Genomic DNA, 2910 nt, shown 5'->3' with positions numbered 1-2910 from the left:
TCGACCCAGGTGGGGCGGCCGTCCCGGTGCAGATGACGGCGAACAAAAAAACCGGGTGGCGAACGTCGAGGGTGACGGTGCTGCCCAGCGGCGACGACCGCAGCGCGTTGGAGAGCAGGTTGTCCAGGATCTGTTCCACGGCGCCAGGCAAAAAAAAGGGCGTGGCCGACCGGGAGGCCGCGCAGGACCAGGTGGGAGTGGTGCTTCTGGAACAGCGGGGTCCAGGTGTGCAGCCGCTCCCTGCACAGCTCGTCCAGGTCGATCCGCTCCGGGGTCACGGCGCCTTCCTCCATCCGGGCCATCGCCAGCAGCCCTTCGACCATGCGGGCCAGCCGGTCCGTCTCGGTCGTGGCGGCGACGATCTGGGGGCGGGCGTGCTCGGGGACGTCGGGTTCCACGTTGTCCAGGCGCAGCCGCAGCGCCGCGAGCGGCGTCTTGAGCTGGTGGGACGCCTCGGCCGCGAACGCGCGCTGGGCCTCCAGCAGATGGGCCAGCCGGGCGGCGGTCTGGTTGAAGGTGGCCGCGAGGCTGCGTACTTCGGGCGGTCCGGAGGTCGCCGGGGCGGGCGTGGGGGCCTTGCCGTCGGCCAGCCGGTGCGCGAAGCGTTCCAGCTCCACGATGGGACGGCTGGTCCAGCGGGCGAAGACCAGTGACACCGCGGCGGCTCCGGTCAGGATCGCCAGCCCGGCCAGGGCCAGCAGCAGCCAGGCCCGGTGCACCTTGGAGTGCACCATGTCGGTGGGGACGGTGAGCCGGACGGCGCCCTGGAGCTGGTTTCCGTGCGAGACGGGCTGGGCGATCGAGAGATAGCTGACCCCGCCGATGGTGGAGGTCCGTACGTCGACCGCGTCACGGCCCCCCAGCGCCGCCGCGATCTCGGGCCGGGACGTGATGTCCCGCCCCTGGTCGGCGGGCAGCGGATGGGAAGTGGCGAGCACTCTGCCGTCGGCGGCCACGATGAGCACCTCGCCGCCGATGCGTTCGGCGCAGTGCCTGACCCGCGTCGGGAGTTCACGGTCCTGCCGGCCCGCCATGATGGACAGCGAGGCGTACGCGGACACCGACTCGGCCTCGTCCTCGGCCGCGGAGATGACCCGCTCCTTCTCGGAACGGCTGTAGATGTAGCCGAGCGGGATCTCGAAACACAGCAGAACCAGGACGGCGAGGCTCAGATAGCCGAGCAGCAGACGACGGGTCACGGCCGGGCGGCCTCCGGAACACCGGTGTGCACGGCGAGCCGGAAGCCGACGCCGCGCAGGGTCTGGATCCAGGCCGGGTCGCCGAGTTTGCGGCGCAGGGTGGCGATGTGCACGTCCAGGGTCTTGGTCGGCCCGTGGAAGTGCGGATCCCACACCCGGTCGAGGATCTGCTGACGCGAATACACCGCGCCGGGGTCCTCGGTGAGCAGGGCCAGCAGCTCGAACTCCTTCGGGGTGAGGGCCACCGGGGTGCCGCCGACCCAGACCTGCCGGGTCCTGCGGTCCACGATCAGCGGCTCCTGGCCCTCCAGCGTCTGGTGCTGGACGGGCGCCGGGGCCGGGGTCGGGGTGGGTTCCGGTTCGAAGACCGGTGGGGGAGGAGTGGCGGTGGGGGCGGCCGCCGTGGGGACGGTGGGTGCGGTCTCGGTGCGCTGGGTGCGACGGGTGACGGCGCGGATGCGGGCGATCAGCTCCCGCATGCTGAATGGTTTCGCCAAATAGTCGTCCGCTCCCAGTTCCAGTCCGAGTACCCGGTCCGCTTCCTCACCGCGCGCGGTGAGCATGATGATGGGTACGTCGGAGACCTGCCGGATGCCGCGGCAGACGTCGATGCCGTCCATGTCCGGCAGTCCCAGGTCGAGCAGAACGATGTCCCCGTACGGCCCTTCCAGCCCGGCGGCACCGGTGCCGACATGGCTGGCCGTCAGCCCGTATCGCCGTAACCCCTCGACGAGGGGCTCGGCGATCGTCTCGTCGTCCTCGATCAGCAGTGCTCGTACGGTCATGGGGTCCTGTCTACCGCAGTGCCGGATCCGCGTCCTGGTTTTTGTAATGTTGCGAGTGCGGTCCCGAATATTGGCGAAGAACTTGCAATGCTCTAGTGTTCGTTTAGCCCTCGCCTGACACATGCCTCCTTACGGTGAATGGCATCTGGTGACAATCACCCGTCAGGGAGGCACGATGCAGACTCTCCTCGAACACGCCCGCTCGTTCCGGAGCCGGGCAGATTTCGACAGCGGCGAATACCGGAAACTGGCGGACGGGCAATCCCCACAGGCTCTCTTCATTACCTGTGCGGATTCCCGGGTGATTCCGGCGCTCATCACGGGGGCCCGGCCCGGTGAGATATTCGAGCTGCGCAACGCGGGAAACATCGTTCCGCCGCACGGTATGCACCTGGTCTCCGGCGAGGTCGCCACCATCGAATACGCGCTGGAGGTGCTGGGCGTCCAGGACGTCATCGTCTGCGGCCATTCGCACTGCGGCGCCATGGGGGCGCTGGCCTCCGGGGCGGATCTGTCCGGGATGCCCGGGGTCGGCGCCTGGCTCGACGTCGCCAGGCCCGGACTGACCCCGAGGCTGGGTTCCGCCGAAGAGGACCCGTGCCTGAAGGAATTGGCCCAGCTGAATGTCCGTAATCAGCTCGATGCGCTCAGGGAATACCCGGGCGCCCGGCGCCGGTTGGAGAACGGCCAATTGCGGCTGCACGGCTGGTTCTACCAAGTCGACAGCGCCGAGTTGTGGGAACTCGAAGCGGACGGCGACTTCCGGGTGCACTCATGACGACGGGACGCCATGCACGAGGCCGGGCCCCCACGGAAGCGGCCGGGCCCCCGATATACGTCGATGATTGGTCCGCCCACGGCCCGGCCCAGACCCCGGCCCACGGCCAGGCGTACGGCCAGGCGTACGCCCCGGCCCACGCGCCGGA

General features: G+C 69.5%; 2 protein-coding genes and 1 pseudogene. 1 reads left to right on the top strand and 2 read right to left on the bottom strand.

All coding sequences use genetic code 11. The annotated features are described in order from the left end of the window. Positions 1–1199: pseudogene (locus SSOG_RS04215) on the bottom strand (sensor histidine kinase); the annotation flags it as partial. Continuing rightward, the gene (locus SSOG_RS04210) at positions 1196–1984 is read right to left on the bottom strand and encodes a response regulator transcription factor (protein WP_009712964.1); all 789 of its coding nucleotides are present in this window, start codon (positions 1982–1984) and stop codon (positions 1196–1198) included. The gene SSOG_RS04210 and the pseudogene SSOG_RS04215, both read right to left, overlap by 4 nt. Positions 1985–2159: 175 nt before the next feature. On the opposite strand from SSOG_RS04210, the gene SSOG_RS04205 reads away from it, so the two are divergent. Further along, positions 2160–2762 (top strand): carbonic anhydrase, encoded by a 603-nt coding sequence (locus SSOG_RS04205; protein ID WP_009712963.1) that lies wholly within the window; start codon positions 2160–2162, stop codon positions 2760–2762. Positions 2763–2910 lie beyond the last annotated feature (148 nt).

Origin of the sequence: Streptomyces himastatinicus ATCC 53653, from assembly GCF_000158915.1 — a bacterium.
GTDB lineage: Bacteria > Actinomycetota > Actinomycetes > Streptomycetales > Streptomycetaceae > Streptomyces > Streptomyces himastatinicus.
The sequence above is the reverse complement of the archived record's forward strand: the minus strand, read 5'-3'. Positions and strand labels throughout refer to the sequence as shown.